Source organism: Aeromonas sp. 604282, assembly GCF_049170575.1.
GTDB lineage: Bacteria > Pseudomonadota > Gammaproteobacteria > Enterobacterales > Aeromonadaceae > Aeromonas > Aeromonas veronii_A.
The window spans coordinates 24,946-41,064 of the sequence record NZ_JAAKMV010000015.1 but is presented as its reverse complement, the minus strand read 5'-3'; the positions used below and the strand labels follow the sequence as shown (position 1 = coordinate 41,064).

The 16,119-nt window shown below is 53.4% G+C and carries 16 protein-coding genes; 6 read left to right on the top strand and 10 right to left on the bottom strand.

All coding sequences use genetic code 11. The annotated features are described in order from the left end of the window. Window positions 1-6: 6 nt before the first annotated feature. On the bottom strand, window positions 7-861 hold the full coding sequence (locus tag G5367_RS16535) for a carboxylate/amino acid/amine transporter (protein WP_421244772.1): 855 nt from the start codon (window positions 859-861) through the stop codon (window positions 7-9). Window positions 862-900: 39 nt separating this feature from the next. Between G5367_RS16535 and G5367_RS16530 the strand changes: the two genes are divergently transcribed. Continuing rightward, window positions 901-1,362 (top strand): DUF6314 family protein, encoded by a 462-nt coding sequence (locus G5367_RS16530; RefSeq protein WP_421244773.1) that lies wholly within the window; start codon window positions 901-903, stop codon window positions 1,360-1,362. Window positions 1,363-1,486: 124 nt separating this feature from the next. Here G5367_RS16530 and G5367_RS16525 read toward each other — a convergent pair whose 3' ends face one another. Both G5367_RS16525 and G5367_RS16520 read right to left on the bottom strand, forming a co-directional pair. Further along, window positions 1,487-1,648 carry a hypothetical protein gene (locus G5367_RS16525; protein WP_421244774.1) on the bottom strand — a complete coding sequence of 54 codons (162 nt, stop codon included), beginning with the start codon at window positions 1,646-1,648 and terminating at the stop codon, window positions 1,487-1,489. Further along, a complete protein-coding gene (locus tag G5367_RS16520; RefSeq protein ID WP_005357113.1) occupies window positions 1,633-2,532 on the bottom strand; it encodes a DMT family transporter in 900 nt (299 codons plus the stop codon). Before G5367_RS16520 ends, G5367_RS16525 begins: the two co-directional genes overlap by 16 nt. 91 nt (window positions 2,533-2,623) lie before the next feature. Between G5367_RS16520 and G5367_RS16515 the strand changes: the two genes are divergently transcribed. Continuing rightward, window positions 2,624-3,583 carry a LysR family transcriptional regulator gene (locus tag G5367_RS16515; RefSeq protein WP_159157892.1) on the top strand — a complete coding sequence of 320 codons (960 nt, stop codon included), beginning with the start codon at window positions 2,624-2,626 and terminating at the stop codon, window positions 3,581-3,583. On the opposite strand, the gene trpS is transcribed toward G5367_RS16515, so the two are convergent. Both trpS and G5367_RS16505 read right to left on the bottom strand, forming a co-directional pair. Further along, entirely contained in the window at window positions 3,562-4,575 is a 1,014-nt protein-coding gene (gene trpS / locus G5367_RS16510; protein WP_421244775.1) for a tryptophan--tRNA ligase, read from the bottom strand. The two genes, G5367_RS16515 and trpS, sit on opposite strands and share 22 nt — an antisense overlap. Before the next feature lie 192 nt (window positions 4,576-4,767). Further along, a complete protein-coding gene (locus G5367_RS16505; RefSeq protein ID WP_005339229.1) occupies window positions 4,768-5,205 on the bottom strand; it encodes a universal stress protein in 438 nt (145 codons plus the stop codon). A gap of 411 nt (window positions 5,206-5,616) precedes the next feature. Between G5367_RS16505 and fabV the strand changes: the two genes are divergently transcribed. From fabV to G5367_RS16485, 4 genes are all read left to right on the top strand, one after another. Then, a complete protein-coding gene (gene fabV / locus G5367_RS16500) occupies window positions 5,617-6,804 on the top strand; it encodes an enoyl-ACP reductase FabV (RefSeq protein ID WP_421244776.1) in 1,188 nt (395 codons plus the stop codon). Window positions 6,805-6,896: 92 nt separating this feature from the next. Next, window positions 6,897-7,421, top strand: coding sequence for a non-heme ferritin (gene ftnA, locus G5367_RS16495; RefSeq protein ID WP_005339225.1), 525 nt, complete (start codon window positions 6,897-6,899; stop codon window positions 7,419-7,421). Window positions 7,422-7,571: 150 nt separating this feature from the next. Continuing rightward, window positions 7,572-8,756 (top strand): NAD(P)/FAD-dependent oxidoreductase, encoded by a 1,185-nt coding sequence (locus tag G5367_RS16490; protein WP_421244793.1) that lies wholly within the window; start codon window positions 7,572-7,574, stop codon window positions 8,754-8,756. A 216-nt stretch (window positions 8,757-8,972) separates the two neighbouring features. After that, a complete protein-coding gene (locus G5367_RS16485; protein WP_216979779.1) occupies window positions 8,973-10,220 on the top strand; it encodes a winged helix-turn-helix domain-containing protein in 1,248 nt (415 codons plus the stop codon). Between the two features lie 284 nt (window positions 10,221-10,504). Here G5367_RS16485 and G5367_RS16480 read toward each other — a convergent pair whose 3' ends face one another. The 5 genes from G5367_RS16480 to G5367_RS16460 all read right to left on the bottom strand — a co-directional run bounded on the left by G5367_RS16480 (window position 10,505) and on the right by G5367_RS16460 (window position 16,058). Then, window positions 10,505-11,413 (bottom strand): hypothetical protein, encoded by a 909-nt coding sequence (locus G5367_RS16480; RefSeq protein ID WP_421244778.1) that lies wholly within the window; start codon window positions 11,411-11,413, stop codon window positions 10,505-10,507. A 185-nt stretch (window positions 11,414-11,598) separates the two neighbouring features. Then, window positions 11,599-12,045 (bottom strand): fimbrial protein, encoded by a 447-nt coding sequence (locus tag G5367_RS16475; protein WP_421244794.1) that lies wholly within the window; start codon window positions 12,043-12,045, stop codon window positions 11,599-11,601. Window positions 12,046-12,175: 130 nt separating this feature from the next. Beyond that, a complete protein-coding gene (locus tag G5367_RS16470) occupies window positions 12,176-12,919 on the bottom strand; it encodes a fimbria/pilus periplasmic chaperone (RefSeq protein ID WP_421244779.1) in 744 nt (247 codons plus the stop codon). Between the two features lie 34 nt (window positions 12,920-12,953). Beyond that, the gene (locus G5367_RS16465; RefSeq protein ID WP_421244780.1) at window positions 12,954-15,419 is read right to left on the bottom strand and encodes a fimbria/pilus outer membrane usher protein; all 2,466 of its coding nucleotides are present in this window, start codon (window positions 15,417-15,419) and stop codon (window positions 12,954-12,956) included. Between the two features lie 84 nt (window positions 15,420-15,503). Next, a complete protein-coding gene (locus G5367_RS16460; RefSeq protein WP_421244781.1) occupies window positions 15,504-16,058 on the bottom strand; it encodes a fimbrial protein in 555 nt (184 codons plus the stop codon). Window positions 16,059-16,119 lie beyond the last annotated feature (61 nt).

Below are 16,119 nucleotides of genomic sequence, written 5' to 3'. Positions count from 1 at the left end.
GTGCGGTCAGGGCTGGCTGCGTTTGTCACGCTGGCAGACCCAGAGCGAGGCCAGCATCAGCAGGCCGCCGATGGTCAGTCGGGTCAGGTCGGTATCCTTGCCCCAGAGCAGCAGATTGACCAGTAAGCCGGCCGGAATGAGCGCATTGTTCATGATGGCCAGCACCCCGCTGGTGACCAGCGTCGCCCCCTTGTTCCAGAGGAAGTAGCCGAGACCGGAGGCACCCACCCCCAGCCAGAGCAGAATACCCCACTGCAACCCTGAAGTCGGATATTGCGGCTTGCCCAGCAGCCACCAGGCGGGCAGTGCGATCACCAGCGCACCCAGATAGAAGCATCCGAACACTGCCAGTTGCGGCGGTTGCTCCGCCTCCCTTGCCAGCAGTACCTTGTAGCCCACCTGACCCAGGGCGAAACAGAGGTTGGCCCCCTGCACCACCAGAAATCCCAGTACATAGCTTTCGGTAAGGCCATCGAAACGGATGACGGCAGCCCCGATCACCGCCAGCAGGGCGCCCCACAGATAGGTGGGCTTGAAGCGCCTTTCCAGCAGGTCGTGGAGCAGGGTGACGTAGATGGGGGTGAAGATGGTAAAGACCAGCACTTCCGGCACCGTCAGCAGCAGGAAGGAGTGGTAGTAGAAGAGATACATGATGCCGAGCTGGATGGCGCCCAGCGCCATCAGCTTGGCCACCAGATCGGGGCGCAGCCAGCGGCGGCGCAGGAAGGGGAGAAACACCAGACTGGCGAGGGCGATGCGGGTCAGCACCGAGAAGTAGGCATCGACCTGACCAGCGAGGTAGACCCCGATCAGGCTGAAGGAGAATGACCAGAGCAGGGTGACCCCTATCAAGTAGTTCATGTGTTTGATTTATCGTCAGTTGTCAATTTTAAGGGGGCTATGATGGCCGAGATGGAAGCGGCAATCCAGCGTTTATGGGGGCGATTGCCACAGGTCGGAGCATTTTCCTTTACCGCCAGCAATGGCGAGGGGTCGGCGACCGACTGGAATGGTCGTGGCGAGGGGGTTGTGGCGGTGATCGATCATCAGGGGGGCTGGCTGTTTAACGAGCAGGGCCGTTACATCACGCCCCATGGCAGGGAACTCGCCATGCACAACCGCTTCTGGTGGCAGCGCAGCGAACGGGGGATCCGTCTCTCCCATTTGCGTTATGAAGCGCCGGTCGAGCTGTTCGAGCTGCTGCCGCAAGGAGATGGCCGCTGGCTGACCGCCGAACCCCATCTGTGCGGGGCGGATCACTACAGCGCCGAGTTGACCGAGATAGACGGCGGTTTTCTGCTGAGCTGGCAGATCATCGGGCCGCGCAAGAACGAGCGACTCAGCTATCGCTATCTGCTCTGACGCCGGCTGGCAGGCATAAAAAAACCGGCGCAGAGCGCCGGTAGCGGGGGACAAATCGGAGGTTTTTTAAAACAGTCCCAAAAACAGGAGAGATAGACTCTCGTCACACATTCAGAGATGGACTTCAGGCATTCAGGGCATAGCTCAGCATGGCTTGCAGCTTGCTATCGAAGAACCAGGGCAGCATTACCATCAGCAGGCCCAGGATCCCGGCCAGCCGTTGGCGATACTGCCAGCCGGCAATCAGTACCAGACCACCGCACAGTGTGGTCAGGATGCCTGACATAGGGAGACCTCGCGCTGCATGCGACGCTGTTGCGCCCACTGGTTCATGGCGACCGAGCCGAGGATCAGGGCCAGAGCAACACCTGTGGTGGGATGGATCTGCTCGCCGAGGAACAGGGCACCCAGCATCACGCCGAACAGCGGCACCAGATAGTTGCTGAAGGAGGCGAACGTCGGGCCGGCCTTCTGGATCAGCGCCATGTAGAGGAAGTAGACCAGACCGGTACAGAGGGTACCCAGCACGGTAATCGCGCTCAGGGCCTGGGTGCTCGGCAGGGTCAGGCTGCCGAGATCAACCATGAAGGGGGCGACCAGCAGCAACTGGATTGCCGAGGAGATCAGGATATTGCGGGCGACCACGACCGGATGGTCCTTGGCGAAGCGCTTGATCATCAGCAGGCCGATGGCGAAGCAGCTGGCACCCAGCAGGATGGCCATGGCACCGAGCAGACCGGCGTTCATGCCCTGGGAGAGTTTCGGCCAGAACAGGGTGAGTACACCGGCAAAGCCGATGATCACGGAAAGCAGTCCGGTTTTGGTGATTCTTTCACCAGAAATAAACAGCGGTGCAGCCAGAATGGTCACAAACGGGATACAACCCATGACCACGGCGGCGATGGCGCTATCCACATACTGTTGGCCCCAGGCGACCATGATGAAGGGGATGGTGGCATCCAGCAGGGCGATCAGCATATAGGTGCGCCACGGGGTATGCTCACTCTTGAGCCGCATGAACAGGCAGAGCAGACCCAGGGTCAGGCTGCCGCACAGGGCACGACCGGCAGCCACCAGAATGGGGGGCAACTCGGCAACGGCCTGGTGCATGAAAATGAATTGGGAACCCCACAGCAGGCCAATGGCCAGCAATAACAGATAGCTACGCATTTGAATCTCCGATGTATTAAGCCAGCGCATTCTAGGCAATCTGTTACTATGGTAAAAATGAATTGTTGGCATTTAACTATGGCTAATATCGATGGATAGCTCGCTCGCCCGTCTCGACCTCAACCTGCTCGCCGTATTCGACATGCTGATGCAGGAACGCAATGTCACCCGTGCCGCCGAACGGCTGCATCTCTCCCAATCCACCGTCAGTCACGCCTTGGGGCGGCTGCGGGTGGCGCTGGATGACCCGCTGTTCGTGATGAGTCGGCGCGAGATGATGCCGACCGAGCGGGCCAAGGCGCTGGCCGGGCCGGTGCGCCAGGCGCTGGCAATGCTGGAGCAGGGATTGCGGCAGGCCAAGGGATTCGAACCTGCCACTGCGCGGCGGATTTTCCGTATTGCCACCCCGGGTTCGGTAGAGCACGGGCTGGTGCCGGTGCTGGTGGAGCGGCTCCATCGGCAGGCCCCTCACTGTCGTCTTGAGGTGTGCGAGCTGGCCGACAGCAACTACGAGCGGGAGTTGGAGAAGGGGGAGCTGGATCTGGTGATCGGCTTCGCCGGGGCGAATCATCTCTCACCCCGCTTGTGGCGGGAGGAGTGGTTCAACAACCCGCTGGTCTGCCTGTCGCCGCTCGGCAGCGAATTGCCCGATGTGCTGACTCCGGTCGAGCTGGTGAGCCGCCCCCACATCCACACCTCCAGCTGGGGTCACAGTCAGGCGATGGTGGAGCTCTGGCTGGCCCGCTTCGGGGTGGAGCGGGAGCTGGGCGTGCGGTTGCCAAGCTTTATGGCGGTGCCGCCACTGATGGCGACCGGCCGCTATCTGGTGGTGGTGCCCGAGATGATCGGGCGCCACTTCTGCCGCTACTACCCGCTGCGGATGCACCAGCTAGACCCCGCCATCCCCATCGTCTACCTGATGGCGGGGCACCCGCTCACCGCCCATGACGAGGCGATCGGCTGGTTCAAGAGCCTGCTGCACCAGCTGGTGTTCGACCTCTACGGCGACGATGCACTCGGGACCCCCGCTCAGCGGATGCTGGCGAAGTAATCCAGCCCCATGGCGCCTTTCACCTCCGCCAATACCTCATCGGTGATGATGCGGGCCTGCTCGGTGCCCTGATAGAGCAGCTCCAGCAGCATCCTCTTGTCGGCGATGGCCGCAGCACGGCGCTCCCGCATCGGGGCGAGCAGGGTTTGCAGGCAGTCATTGAGCACCTGTTTGCAGCGCATGTCCCCCAGTCCGCCTCGTCGGTAGTGCGCCTTCATCTCGGCTACCAGCGCCTTGTCGGGGTGGAAGGCATCGAGATAGGCGAACACCGTATTTCCCTCCACCTGACCCGGATCGCTCACCTTGAGGTGGTTGGGGTCGGTATACATGGCGAACACCGCCTGTTTGACCTCTTCCGCCGACATGCCGAGCTCGATGGTGTTGCCGAGAGACTTGGACATCTTGGCCTTGCCATCGATACCGGGCAGGCGGCCGGTGTCGCTCAGGATCGGCTGGCACTCGGTCAGCACCTCTTTGCCTACCAGAGAATTGAAGCGGCGGACGATCTCGTTGGTCTGCTCCAGCATCGGCAGCTGATCCTCCCCGACCGGCACATGGCTGGCGCGAAAGGCGGTGATGTCGGCGGCCTGACTCACCGGATAGACCAGAAAACCGGCCGGCAGCGTGCGTTCGAACCCTTTTTGCTGGATCTCCGCCTTGACGGTGGGGTTGCGCTCCAGCCGGGCGACGCTGACCAGATTGAGGTAGTAGCAGGTGAGCTCGGCGAGGGCGGGCAGGGCGCTCTGCAGACAGAAGGTGGTCTTGGCCGGGTCGAGGCCGACCGCCAGATAGTCGGCCATTACCTCCAGCACGTTGTCGGTCACCTTGGCCGGATTGTGGCCGTTGTCGGTCAGTGCCTGCAGATCGGCGATCATCACGAATTGACGGTAGTGGTGCTGTGCTTCGACGCGCTGGCGCAGGGAGCCGACATAGTGGCCGATGTGCAGTTTGCCGGTGGGACGATCGCCAGTCAGGATAACGGGGTTGTGCATGTCACTCTCTCCAGTTGGGTGAGCCGGGAGGCGACAAAGGGATAAAAACAGTTGACCGCCTCTCGGCGGTCACGGTGTTTTCTTTGGGAAATTTACAATAGAAACGCGGTGCCGCCTGTTTAAGAGCAGCACCACCAGTAGTTGTGATTGAATGAGGTCATATTCATAGCAAATCACACTACGCCTGTTTGATCATTTCTGCAAGGGAACGACCAGCAGATCGCAGGGCACGGTATTCATCAGCTGACGGGCGCTCGAGGTGAGCAGGCTCCAGAAGCTCTGGCGATGGCCGCACACCAGCAGGTCGATCTCGTACTCCTTGACTGCCTGATTGACCCGCTCGCTCAGATCGCCGCAGATGACCAGCTTCTTCTCGATGGGGTAGTCCACCGAGGCGAGGAAGGCCTCCAGCTTCTCTTTCGCTTCGGCGATCACCTGATCCTGCACGTTGTCGATGTCGATATCGATCATCTCGGTGTAGAGATCCTTGAGGTCCACATCGACATGGATAACCGACAGCTTGGCGCCGTTGGAACGGGCTCTGTCCACCGCCTTGTCGATCACCTTGCGGTTATCCTCCGACAAGTCGATCGCGGCCAGAATGTGCTTGTAATAGGTTGTACCACTCATGGGATGTCTCCTTACCGATCCTTCACTCACTATACCAATCTCTGCTGAAACTAAAATGGTGCCTTGGGCACAGTTTAGGGATTTGAACGAGTTTAATTTCCAGCTGACGGTTGCAATTGACTCAATTAATAATCACTTTTTGCTCGTAAATTAAACAGGAGTTTGAGCCAGGTCACACCCACTCTATTGCCCGCAGCCAGTGAGAGGCATAGGATGTGCCCGTGCTTCGCAATGAACACAAAACAACAAAAAGCATCTGAATACCGCTTTGGGGAGCCACGTGCTCCCTTTTGTTTTTCTGCCTCATTTCCTGCTGCTTTTCTTGCCGTTTTCTTGCTGATAGAGATCCGGCATCAAGTTAATCTCCCGCGACTTGGTTATGCTGTAGCCAGTTTCTTTGGAGGCCTTCTCATGATCATTCATCCCCAGATTCAAGGTTGTGTTGCCCGCAACTGTCACCCCATCGGCTGCCGCGCCGCCGTGCAACAGCAGATCGAACGGATCAAGGCCGCCGGCCCGTTCAACGGCCCCAAGCGGGTGCTGGTGCTGGGGGCCTCCTCCGGGTTCGGGCTGGCGTCGCGCATTGCGCTCGCCTTCGGTGCCGGTGCCGACACCATTGGCATCTCGTTCGAGCGGGGCCCCTCCGACAAGGGGCTGGGCAGTGCCGGTTGGTACAACAACATCTGGTTTCGCAAGGAGGCGGAGCAGGAGGGGCGTATAGCCATCAACCTGATTGGTGATGCCTTCTCCGACGGCATGCGCCAGCAGGCCATCGACACCATCCGCCAGCAGCTGGGGCAGGTGGATCTGGTGATCTATTCGCTCGCGAGCGGCATCCGGGTGCTGCCTGACGGCACGCAAGTGCGCTCCGTGCTCAAGACTACCGGCCAGCCGTTCAGCGGCTGGGGGCTGGATCTGGAGCGCGATACGCTGGTGCAGCAGTCGCTGGCGCCCGCCACGCCGGAGGAGATCCGCGATACCGTCACTGTGATGGGGGGCGAGGATTGGCAGCTCTGGATGCAGGCGTTGCAGCAGGCGGATTGTCTCGCCCCTGGCGCGCAAACCGTGGCCTACTCCTACATTGGCCCGGAATCCACCTATCCCCTCTATCGGGACGGCACCATCGGTTATGCCAAGGAGCATCTGCACGCCACCGCCGAGACCATCAACCTGCAGCTGGCCGAGATTGGTGGTCACGCCTGGGTGTCGGTCTGCAAGGCGCTGGTGACCAAGGCGAGCGCCTATATCCCGGTGCTGCCGGTCTATCTGGGCCTGCTGATGGGGGTGATGAAGGAGCGCGCTGTGCACGAAGGCTGCATCGAGCAGATGCAGCGACTGTTTGCCGCCAAGATGTACGGGGCCAATGGGGTGGTGGCCGATGGTAACCGGCTGATCCGGATGGATGACCACGAGCTCGACCCGGCCATTCAGGCCGCCGTCTCGGCGCTCTGGCCCAAGGTGACGCCGGACAATTTCCACGCGCTGGGGGACTTTGCAGGGCTGCGGCAGGACTTCATGCAACTCAACGGCTTCGAGCTGCCGGGCGTCGATTATGCTGCGCCGGTGGATGTCGCCTCCCTTGGCGAGCTGACCCCCTGAGCTGAAAGAAACGGGATCTCCCTCTTGTTGGCGGGTTGATTCGCGGCGGGAGTGTGGCGACAATCGATACCAAATCACTGAGGAGAAACAAGATGCTGGCCCAAGCCATGATCGAGAAGTTGAACGAGCAGATTAACCTGGAGTTCTACTCCTCCAATCTCTATCTGCAGATGAGCGCCTGGTGCGAAGACAAGGGCTTTGAAGGGGCGGCGACCTTCCTGCGCCAGCACGCGGTCGAGGAGCGCCAGCACATGGAGCGTCTGTTCACCTATGTGAGCGAGACCGGCGCCATGCCCAAGCTGGGTGCCATCGATGCCCCTCCCCACGAGTTCAAGTCGCTGGGCGACGTGTTCCGTACCACCCTGGAGCACGAGTACCACATCACCAAGTGCATCAATGGTCTGGCTCACGTGGCCTTCACCACCCAGGACTACTCCACCTTCAACTTCCTGCAGTGGTATGTGGCCGAGCAGCATGAAGAGGAGAAGCTGTTCAAGAGCATCGTCGACCGTCTGGGTCTGGTGGGTGAAGATGGCAAAGGCCTCTACTTCATCGACAAGGAGCTGGCCGAATTGGCCAAGGGCGCCCCTGCCAGCATCATGGACAGCAACGCCTGATAGTCGTGGACACTTAGTGCTCAGCCAGTACAATAACGGCCCTTTTAAGGGCCGTTGTTTATTCTGGTGGGCAGCCACTATGGTTGTGTTCCGCCAGAGGTAATCACGGTTCTGGCCAGGTGCCGTTTCTATTTTGATAAGTGAGTGATGATGAAGCAGGTCGATGTGGTGGTGATCGGGGCCGGTGCGGCCGGATTGATGTGTGCGGCGCAGGCGGGCTACCGTGGCCGCTCCGTGCTGGTGCTCGATAACGCCAAGAAACCGGGCCGCAAGATCCTCATCAGTGGCGGTGGCCGCTGCAACTTCACCAACCATCAGGCTGGCGCTCACGCCTACCTGTCGGAGAATCCTCACTTCAGCAAGTCGGCGCTGGCTCGCTATACCCAGCAGGATTTCATCGATCTGGTGGACCGCCACGGGGTCAACTATCACGAGCGCACCCTGGGGCAGCTGTTCTGCCTCGAGAGTGCCAAGGATATCGTCGATGTGCTGCTCACTGAGTGCGACTGGGCCGGGGTGACCCTGCAGTTCCAGACCGAGATCCTCACCGTCAGCAAACAGGATGAAGGCTTTGTGTTGACCACCAGCAAGGGTGAGATCGGCTGCCACTCGCTGGTGGTGGCGACCGGCGGTCTCTCCATGCCCAAGCTGGGCGCGACCCCGTATGGCTTCAAGCTGGCGGAGCAGTTCGGTCTCAAGGTGCTGCCGACCCGTGCCGGTCTGGTGCCCTTTACCCTCCATCAGGCGGAGAAAGAGGCCTTTGCCGATCTGGCGGGCATCAGCCTGCCGGTAGCGGTGACCGCCGAGGATGGCACCCGCTTCAAGGAGGCGATGCTGTTCACCCATCGCGGCCTCTCCGGCCCCGTCATCCTGCAGATCTCCTCCTACTGGCATGCCGGCGAGAAGATCCACATCAACCTGCTGCCGGAGCTGGATATTCCGGCTGCCCTGCGTGAATGGGCGCAGGCGCACCCGGCGCAGGAGCTGAAAACCGTGCTGGGACGCGAGTTGCCCAAGCGTTTCGTCGACAAGCTGGTGGAGCTGGGCCAGCTGGTCAGCAAGCCGATGCGCCAATACAACGAGCGGGAACTTGAGGCGCTCGCCAACCTGCTGGGTGACTGGCAGATCCTGCCCAACGGCACCGAGGGGTATCGCACCGCAGAAGTGACCCTGGGTGGCGTCGATACCAACGAGCTCTCCTCCAAGACCATGGAAGCGCGCAAGGTGCCCGGCCTCTACTTCATCGGTGAAGTGGTGGATGTGACCGGCTGGCTCGGTGGCTACAACTTCCAGTGGGCCTGGTCCTCCGGCTGGGTGGCCGGTCAGTACTGCTAATTCGGACATATCCCCTGTTGGAGAGCCCAAGAGAACATTATGTATAAGTGTGGTTCTTCATTGCCGACATACTGGAGGTCGAGTATGTCGGCCTGGGGCTGTGCCTACAGTTATCTGTTCATGATTACGTGTTACCGCATTCCCTAGAAAATTCCTGTAAGGTATATAAAATCATATACAATGTAGTTCAACAGAACGTTGAGATTAAATAAAATCATGACAAAGCAATATAAGTATAACGACACGTTCACATTTGAACCTGAGACATACAGAATTATTCTTGACGAGAAAGAAATAAAGCTCAGTCAAAAAGAAACCGTATTGCTGGAAGTGCTTTGTGATAATAGTCTGCGAGTTGTTGAAAGAAAAAAAATACTTGATGATATTTGGGGTGAAACAGAAAGCAGGGATATTAGTCTCAACAAAACAATTCTTCTACTACGTAGGAAGTTTGAGTCTATCGGGATTTTCAATTCCATAGAAACAATTCCTCGTGTGGGTTACATTTTCAAGTTGGAGGTTGAACTTGGTCATGGTGATGAATTGTCACACCGTACGGAGGTGATCACAAAGACTGAGGAATCCGATGATGTTGATGCAAACGAGGAACAAAGACTCTTTGATCGCGGTCGACTTGATAAATATATATTAATGTTCTTTGTTTTTATTGTTACTATCATTTCAGCTATTACATCATATTATATTTTGACAGAAAAAGATGAGATTTCATTAGAATTTAGAAAGCTTGAAAAGATAAAGGAATTAGCAACACCAAGTGTTAATCGTATTGTTATGTATACAGAGGATATTCGTTCCCCTGACGAGTATAAATATATTGAAAAGTTGATAAAAAAAGACCGAAACTTTTATGCTCTTGCATCAAAAGATGCATTCTCATATTTGGACTTTAATATAAAAGATAATATAGTTTGGCAAAAAACATTTTTAATGGATAAGCGGCTGGACATAAAGAAACAGCTGGAATGCATTGCTCAGAATATTAATCTTGAAGCTGTTTCACCGATCAATGTACACGATATTCCTGGGATGGGATTTGTGCGTTTGAGATTCTATCGCCCATGCCAGATTAAAGCAGACTATATCGGTTATATGTTGATCAAAACTACCGGCATTGATAATGATAATGTTGAACAAGCCGCATGGGCTCAAGATTTGATGTTTAACGATGCAAAGCAAAACATGGTGTTTGAAATAAAAAAGATTTCTCGCGTGCATTTTTATGAGAATGGTTTGAGACATCTTGAGAATAAGTCATTGAAGGTCAAATCGATACAGCAAGATATTTTGCAAGTCGATCCTCAAATTTATACCATTTTTGATCAATTTACACAGGATGATGCTTATTTGCGCACAATTAAGATAAAAAATGAGATTGTTCATGTAACCAGTCTTTTTGGTGGGGTTTTATTTTATACAAAAGTATTCAATGGTAAAAATAGTTAGTGCTTTAAGAAAGTTGAGAGTCTCATAAATATGGATGATTACTTGTCGCCAGATAGAGAAATGACTGATACATTGTTTTGTAAATAGAATTATCGGTAATGAGATGTTAATAAAGTCAGAATAAGAATGCTTGTTTTTATATGGAGTTATAAGTAAAAGCTAATATATAAAGCGTATGTGTCAAGTTACAATCTGATATCAGCGTCAAAGTGATATCAAATTATAACTTAACCTTTACTTTATATGTAACGAGCCGAAGCAGCACTTCCAAATTTTCTGGGCATTTAATCTACCGTAAATACAATTATTCCCGCACCTCGATGTAAACCTAGAGTATTCACGCCTGAAAATAGGCATTTAGCGATCACTTTTTTCCGCATTCCATATTGCACTGTTAACTTATGAGGTTTATTTGGACCAGAACCTAAATCAAGATTACAATAACCTCCACCATCTAAAACCAATTGACCTTTTTCATCGGTTAATTTAATTGTGCCTGAGGTTGTATTCGTACACTCTAAGTAACTTTCTGCACTTGCAGACATATTTTTAAATTCGCTTGCTGTACCTTTTGCATTTATGGAAATGTTAGGGCCAAATTTACAACTCTCAGCTGGTTTATAACCTGATACGCAATTTGATATTGGTCCAGGATATGAGGCTGATTGTACTGTATCTCTTCCATAAAAAAGACATAAATCAGGGCCTGATTTAAGTCTACGACTACCGATAGTATCATATAAGGGTCTCTGAAGTACGCCATTATTTCGCCAGCAAGAAATAACCTTTCCTAACGTTTTATTTTCATTGGAATTTACACAGCTTCGCCATGACTCTGAGTTAATGCCACCGGCATCATATGATTTATACCCATCAAGTTGTTTGTTTGGCCATGACCTTTCAACTAACCAAGCTAATATGGAACAATCACCCCATTTCTTACCAGCACATAAATTAGGCGTGAGATCATTATTATCTCCCCCAATAATTACCGCTTTCATATATGGATCGCCTTTCGTTGTAAGTCCTGGAGCTTCGGTTAAAGAAATGGAAAGGCTAGATGCATAGGTATTTGTTATGCCAAGTAAAAAAACAAACATAACATTTGTTATGAAGCACCAAAAGTAACCAAGGTGTTTTTTAAAATCACTGGTGCTAAATACACCTCGTATTATTTCGAAAAAAAAGACCATATAACCTCAGTATCACATAAATATTAATAAGGTGCTAAAAATTGCTATTAAGAGAGCATGGAGCATGATGCTTAACTTAAGTTTAAGACTTATCCACCACCACATGTAGAAATTTAGTAAGCCACGGGGGGTCGTCGAAAATCTCGAGAAGGAACACTGTGGATTCTAATTTTAACTCAGTATCTTTACTCATACTCTAGCTTGAAGGTGGCACTTGTACTAAACGTACCTGATACCAAGCCCGTTTGTCCCGATGGTAGCAATTGCACATAGGTCGCAAAGGTCAGTACGTTGTCACCAGCAGTTAACATCAATGCACGGCTTGCTTTGTTGAGGGGTAATGCCTTTCCCTGATGCTCCAGTCCGATGGCAATCCCTTTGGCGGTACTGTCCCCCATCAGCGCCAGCAAGTCCGGATTGTCTGGCACTCCTTGACCACTGAATGTCACCTTCACACCCTTGGAGATATCGGGGTCACACTCTTCAAGATGAAGCTGAAACTCTCTACTTGGTGTGCGTTTGTCCCTCAATAACTCTTTGTTCACGATATTGCCAAAGTTGACGGTGATGGTTTCATCACCGGGGCGCAGCGAACAGGCTTGATTGACTACCTCTGCGACAACATTAATCATCAAGTTATCACTCCCCGCCTGAGCTTGAGACGGGAGAAGCATGCCCTGCAATGTGATCAATATGAACCACAGGTAACGAACACCTGAGTGGGCCGCGCGCGGAGAAGAGCCTGGCGACATATTTATCTCTCTATTTTGCATCTTGAGCGGGCAACAAATGGCAGATCCCGGTGCAGCGGTAGCTCAGGGTTCGACGGCCGCCGTAGTCATCCACATAGGTAAAAGTGGGTTGCTGGCCAAGCTGGGCCACACCAAGATTGACCATGGCACTGCTATTGGGGGCAATCATGACTGGCTCAAATCCCGTAGTACTACCCGCATTGAGTGTGCGGGCCCCATCCACAATGGAGATGTAGTAAGGGGTCGGATTGGTCAACTGGTATTTTCCTCCTACCGCTTGCAGGGTAACTTTTTCTTGCCACGGCGCTTGGTTGCTGCCCGGCTCAACCAGCAGAGTTGCGGGGCGGTAGAAGAACTTGATCCGGGTTTGCAGTGCAAGCTGCAGGGTGTTTGGCTTGTCGCTGCGAGGGGGAATCTCCCGCAAGTTGAAGTAGAACAAGCTCTCTTTATCCTGGGGCAGCAGAGCGACAGCGGGTAATGCTTGCACCTTGACCAGGCTCTCCATACCCGGCTCCAGCCGCTGAACCGGTGGCAACAGGGTGAACGGACTATTTATCTTGTTGCCATTGGCATCTTCCAGCCAGGCCTGGGCCAGGTAAGGCAGTGTTTTGTTGTTATTGTGGATCGTCAGGCTCATTGAATTGGCTCCCGCCGGGTAGATCACCCGGGTACGATCCAATGAGACGGCAGCCTGAACCTGGCTGGCGACCATGGCCAACAGCAGCGGCAGAGTGAACAACAGTTTCTTGGTCATATCGGTTTATCTCAATCTGGTTATACAAAATCGATCACTGACAAGTCAGTCTCGCCGTCGTGTTGACTTCTGGTAGCGGTGAAGGCAAATAAAAGCGGCAATGCTGCTCGCTGCCCCAGCGAACCTCCACAGGACTTCCTTCATGCAGGCCTGCGAGATAGGCCATGCCATCATCACCGACCATCCCCAATTGTTGCCCCTTGTCATTGACGACTTCTGCGGCGAATGGAACTGGGCTGCCATCTGCTTTGACCAGCTCAAACATGCGCTTGCCGCCTGACAACATATCGAAGTGACGATAACCGATAGCTCCTTCGGTCAGTGTCCCCATGGCAACAGGTGTTCCAATTGGTTCAATGTCATCACTCAATTGATCGATGTCGATGCTGGTCCGTTGACGATAGTAGCTGGATATATCGGCTACAACCGCCTTGCCATTTTGATTCGTGAAAGTGACTGGCCCGCCGGTGTGTACAGGCACACCGCTGGCCCCGTCAGTATCTACCATGATACGACTGCCCCCCATCATGCCTACCCGGTGCATGGCAATCCCCTCTTTGGTCGCAGTAATTCCGCCATTGATGGAGAGTCCTGCGGCTGTTGAACTACCTGCCTGGTGACTAACGTTGGCCATCAGGGTGGTTTTGTCGCCAGTGTGGGTATAGAAACCGCTGGCGCTTTCACCTGCTGGCGAGGTTGAGGCCGTGACTGAGTAACTGTTACGGTCATCCACCCGGTTGAAGAGGCTGATATTGTTGGTGGTTTTGCCCCCCATGGTTGAGGCGCTGTAACTCACATGTTTGTTCAGCCCAAAGGGAATCGACAGTGTGAAGTACATGCCATTATCAGTCTGACGGCCCTGCTCGTTGTGATAGGTGGTGAGCGAGGTCGCCAGGCCACGCCACTCCATTACATCAAAATAGTGAGACAGAGAGAGGCTGATACGCTCACTATCTGTCTGGGACCAGTAAGACTGATGGGTGTAATCGATATATGCTCCCAGCTGAGCTGCTTTGAATTGCTTGCTTAGCCTCACGTTATAAAGTTCTCTGGAGCCGCCCCTGTATGGTTGGCCAATCTTGCGGGCGGCCATAAAGTCATTCATGTTCATAAAATCCCGCTCCGAGAAGCGGTAACCGGCAAACGCCACTTGGCTGTCATACTCTTCGAAGTTCTTTGAATAGTTGATTCGATAAGAGCTGCCAGTTTTTGAGCCCTCTGCCAACTGGGCACGAGATTCAGTGATATCGAAAGAGATAGCACCTAATTGCAGCAAATCACGTCCAACCCCGACAGAGAGTGCATCGTAACCCTCACTGAGCAGAGCCCCTCCCAACAGTGACCATCCATTGCTCACGCCCCAAGAGAATTCACTGCTGGCAAAGGCCGGTCCATCCAAGCGATGGGGTTGACTGCTGATCTTGCCACTATTGAACTTGTAGCGTATCGAGCCTGGTCGGGAGAGATAGGGGATGCGAGAGGTGTTGACCTGAAAAGTCTGCACCGATCCATCCTGCTCCTCTACTCTGACATCCAGGGTGCCGCTGACTGCGCTGCTCAAATCCTGAATACGAAATGGCCCGGAAGCCACCTGCGTTTCATAAATAACGCGCCCTTGCTGACTAATCACCACCTTGGCGTTGGTCTTGGCAATACCTACCACTTCCGGGGCGTAGCCACGCAAGTCGGGGGGCAACATGTTGTCATCGTTAACTACAGAGGCGCCTGTATACAGAAAGCTATCGAACATGGAGTTACCCAGATCGAGTTCGCCCATCGTCAACTTGGCGCTGAGTTCGGGTAAGGCGCGATAGGCATACACACGACTGACATCCAGCTCACTTTGGGAGCCTGCTTGCTCTTTGTTACGCTCATAACGACCCTGCCAGTCAGCCCGCAGCCGCCAGGCCCCCATATTGACACCTGCCACACCATAGGCACTGACATTGGTTGTGTCACCATTACCATGGGTCGAATGGTTCTCTTGCAGATTGATGCCATAATCGAGCAGGGCACCATTGACCCCTTCATCCCAACGTGACGGGGGATCCCAGGAGTCACTCACATAATCCCGATATGCTTGAGGGACAGAAATGAGAAGCGTGTCTTTGCTGATATCGCCCTTGATCACTATTCCTTCGAGTTCGTCAGGATTAAGGCAAGAGCCACTCTTCCCACTAGTCAGCAGACGTTCCAGATCGTGCTTTTTAAGGCCCAATTCATTGGCCAGCGCAACGGTCAAACACAGCTGTGAGCTGTTGCTGGAGGTTGCTTGAAACTTGACGTTACGCTCGCCAATAAAGGCATCGTTTACCACCATTTGCATGGTGTATTCACCGGGTACAATATAACCCGCCTGTTTAAAAGCACCTGATTCAATGCTTTCTTTATCTTTAACATCCAACAGGTCAGTATTGAACTCAATATCACCTGCGTGAGAACTTTTTGCCACACTCATAAAAATGAAAAAAATGGCCAACGATAATAAAGATTGTTTCATAGATTTCAATTTATAAGGTAAACAAAAGGAAACGCGCCTCCCTGCGCGTAATTACTGGATAAATGTTTGATTAAATTTAAATATTTACTGGTAGGTCATGATAAAGTCAGTGGTTGCACTAAATTCACCCGGGATTGCTTTTCCGCCGTCACCCGCTTTGATATTGCTTACCAACTTGGCACCAAATTTCAGGTGGTTGTCACCCTCAACCAGAGTGGCAGCCTTGGTCGGGGTGCCCAAAACAACTTCAGAACCATCCAGTTGGCTAATCATGGCGATAGCCGCACCTTTTGCGAAACCATTAATAGCTAAATGTTTTTTCTCAGTATCATCAGGAATGCCGTTGAAGGTAATCACGGCAGTTTTGGCGGTATCAAGAGAGCAGCCTTCAAGATGAATATCGAACGGACGCAGAGGACCCTCACCTTGATGCTCGAGTACACTGTTGGAGATTTGTCCCATATTTATGGTTTGATCTACGCTTTCCGGGGCGATAGAGCAGGGGGCATCTACAATTGCACCAATAAATTTGATCACGCCATGGCCTTGATCAGTTGCTGCTGGAGTTGCACTATTTTCAGCATAACTGGCGCCAGAGAACACAGCTAGTAATACAGAAGCTACAATAGCCTTTTTCATATTTTACCCTTTTAATCTGAATTGAGAGTTTCATTCTTGACAAGACTAAGGTTGTCAAAAA

Bases quoted from the DNA above. Each gene is read 5' to 3' on its own strand.
- G5367_RS16535 (WP_421244772.1), bottom strand. From the start codon at position 861: ATGAACTACTTGATAGGGGTCACCCTGCTCTGGTCATTCTCCTTCAGC.
- G5367_RS16530 (WP_421244773.1), top strand. From the start codon at position 901: ATGATGGCCGAGATGGAAGCGGCAATCCAGCGTTTATGGGGGCGATTG.
- G5367_RS16525 (WP_421244774.1), bottom strand. From the start codon at position 1,648: ATGTCAGGCATCCTGACCACACTGTGCGGTGGTCTGGTACTGATTGCC.
- G5367_RS16520 (WP_005357113.1), bottom strand. From the start codon at position 2,532: ATGCGTAGCTATCTGTTATTGCTGGCCATTGGCCTGCTGTGGGGTTCC.
- G5367_RS16515 (WP_159157892.1), top strand. From the start codon at position 2,624: ATGGATAGCTCGCTCGCCCGTCTCGACCTCAACCTGCTCGCCGTATTC.
- trpS (WP_421244775.1), bottom strand. From the start codon at position 4,575: ATGCACAACCCCGTTATCCTGACTGGCGATCGTCCCACCGGCAAACTG.
- G5367_RS16505 (WP_005339229.1), bottom strand. From the start codon at position 5,205: ATGAGTGGTACAACCTATTACAAGCACATTCTGGCCGCGATCGACTTG.
- fabV (WP_421244776.1), top strand. From the start codon at position 5,617: ATGATCATTCATCCCCAGATTCAAGGTTGTGTTGCCCGCAACTGTCAC.
- ftnA (WP_005339225.1), top strand. From the start codon at position 6,897: ATGCTGGCCCAAGCCATGATCGAGAAGTTGAACGAGCAGATTAACCTG.
- G5367_RS16490 (WP_421244793.1), top strand. From the start codon at position 7,572: ATGAAGCAGGTCGATGTGGTGGTGATCGGGGCCGGTGCGGCCGGATTG.
- G5367_RS16485 (WP_216979779.1), top strand. From the start codon at position 8,973: ATGACAAAGCAATATAAGTATAACGACACGTTCACATTTGAACCTGAG.
- G5367_RS16480 (WP_421244778.1), bottom strand. From the start codon at position 11,413: ATGGTCTTTTTTTTCGAAATAATACGAGGTGTATTTAGCACCAGTGAT.
- G5367_RS16475 (WP_421244794.1), bottom strand. From the start codon at position 12,045: ATGATTAATGTTGTCGCAGAGGTAGTCAATCAAGCCTGTTCGCTGCGC.
- G5367_RS16470 (WP_421244779.1), bottom strand. From the start codon at position 12,919: ATGACCAAGAAACTGTTGTTCACTCTGCCGCTGCTGTTGGCCATGGTC.
- G5367_RS16465 (WP_421244780.1), bottom strand. From the start codon at position 15,419: ATGAAACAATCTTTATTATCGTTGGCCATTTTTTTCATTTTTATGAGT.
- G5367_RS16460 (WP_421244781.1), bottom strand. From the start codon at position 16,058: ATGAAAAAGGCTATTGTAGCTTCTGTATTACTAGCTGTGTTCTCTGGC.